At 77.1% G+C, this 1,887-nt stretch carries 3 protein-coding genes; 1 reads left to right on the forward strand and 2 read right to left on the reverse strand.

What is annotated here, in order from left to right; translation table 11 throughout:
* On the forward strand, positions 1-300 hold a 300-nt coding region (locus ACOV8S_RS21700; RefSeq protein WP_448319574.1), incomplete at its 5' end, for a putative peptidoglycan binding domain-containing protein.
* A 383-nt stretch (positions 301-683) separates the two neighbouring features.
* Here the strand turns inward: ACOV8S_RS21700 and ACOV8S_RS21705 are convergent.
* Both ACOV8S_RS21705 and ACOV8S_RS21710 read right to left on the reverse strand, forming a co-directional pair.
* The gene (locus ACOV8S_RS21705) at positions 684-1,451 is read right to left on the reverse strand and encodes an alpha/beta fold hydrolase (protein WP_448319575.1); all 768 of its coding nucleotides are present in this window, start codon (positions 1,449-1,451) and stop codon (positions 684-686) included.
* Between the two features lie 62 nt (positions 1,452-1,513).
* Positions 1,514-1,887: GNAT family N-acetyltransferase (locus ACOV8S_RS21710; RefSeq protein WP_448319576.1), on the reverse strand; the 374-nt coding region annotated here is incomplete at its 5' end.

Here is a 1,887-nt window from a genome sequence, read left to right on the forward strand (position 1 = left end):
CTGGTGGACCTGCGGGTCGACGACCACGCCGATCCGTCGGCGGAGCTGGGCCGGCTGCTGGAGCTCCACGACCTCTACTTCGGCCGGCCGGACCCGCGGACCCTGCTGCCGCTCACCGGTGAGCTGGCGGAGGAGGTGGCCGGGCGGCTGGACGCGCTGGGACACCGCGGGGTGGAGCTGGAGGTGGCGCTGTCGGAGTGGGCGGGCATCGCCAACCTCGAGGAGCGGCTGGTCGACGGGGCGATCGATCCGCTGGTCCTGGAGCAGCTGCGGGCGGCCGGGGGCGACACGGGGGCGTAGCCGCCGGGTGCGGTGGTGGGCCCTCGGGCGACGCGACGCGGGTCGCGGTCGCGCCCGCGGGCGACGCGTCCTGACCGGGCCACGCTCGCGCCGGCGGGTGCCGCGCCCCTGCGCCGGCCCCCGTACTCCCCCGCCGGCACACGACGCTCGGCCTGGCGGCGGGTACGGCCTGGCCGCCGGCGGCGGAGCGGTAGCCCGGTGGGGCGGCACGAACCGGCAGCCCGGCGGCGCGGAGCGGTAGCCCGATGGGGGCGGCACGAACCGGCAGCCCGGCGGCACGGCACGGACCGATAGCCCGACGGCGCCCACGGACCGGTAGCCCGGTGGGGCCGCGCGGGCCGAGCCGGGCCGAGGGCCCGTCGCGTGCCGCGCGGCCGCGGAGGTCAGCGGGCGTCGAGGAACGCCGACAGTTCGGCCACGAAGGCCGGGTCGCGAAGGGCGCCGAGGTGGTCGCCGCGCAGCATCCGCAGGGTGGCTTCGGGGAGGGCGTCGGCGAGCACCTCGGGCCGGGCGGCGAGCGGGTCCTCGTCGCCCGCCAGCAGCAGGGTGGGGGCGGTGACCTCGGCCAGGGGTATCGGCCGCTGGTGGATCGCCCGGGCGTGCGCGGCCAGGGCGAGCCGGTCGCCGCCGACGGCGTCGACGAAGGCCCGGAATGCGGCGGCGGCCGGGTCCTTCACGGTCGCCGGGTCGTCGACGGTCAGGGCGTCCACCAGGACGTCGCCGCCGATCACGCGGCTGTCCACTCCCCCGAGTTCGACCACGGCGGCTCCCACGCCCCCGATCACCAGGCGCCGGACCCGGCGGTCCTGTGCGGCCGTCAGCAGGCTGACCACGGCGCCCATCGAGTAGCCGACGAGGTCGTAGGCACTCTCCCCGAGATGGTCCAGCAGCTCGCGCAGGTCCTCGGACATGCGGGCCTCGCCGTAGCGCGCCGGGTCGTGGGGCTTGGCGCTGCGGCCGTGGCCGCGGGCGTCGAGGGCCAGGACCCGGCGGCCCGTCTCGTTGAGGAGCCGTACGACGCCGGGGGCGACCCACTCGATGTCGGAGTCGGCGATGAAGCCGTGGTGCAGGACGATCGGCGGCAGGTCGGACTCCGCCCCCCAGAGCTGGTAGTGGATCTCGAGGTCGTCGGAGGTCTTGAAGAAGGGCATGCCGGTGCTCCGTTCCGGTCGGGGGCAGGGTGTCTCGAACTGTCGCGTGCCGGCCGGGCGGGTCAGCCGTCGCGCTGACGGACGTGGACGTGGCCGGGGTCGGGGAACCGCGGTGGCCAGGGCGGCAGGACGCGGCCGAGGGCGTAGCCGCAGCGTCCGGCGACCCGGCAGGAGGCGTGGTTGGACTCCTGGTGGGTGAGCTCCAGGGCGGTCAGCCCGTCGAAGGAGTCGAACGCCCAGCCGGTGAGCGCCTCGAGGGCGCGCGGAGCCACGCGACGGCCGCGGGCCCACGCGGCGGTCCAGTAGCCGACCTCGCCGACGGGGGCGCCGGGGTGCGGGACACGCAGCACCACCTGGCCCGCGAGGTCGCCGGCCACCTTCAGGTCCCTGGCCACCTTCAGGTCTCCGGCCACCGCAGGGTCTCCGGCTCGCCCAC

This window comes from Streptomyces sp. CO7, assembly GCF_053474865.1.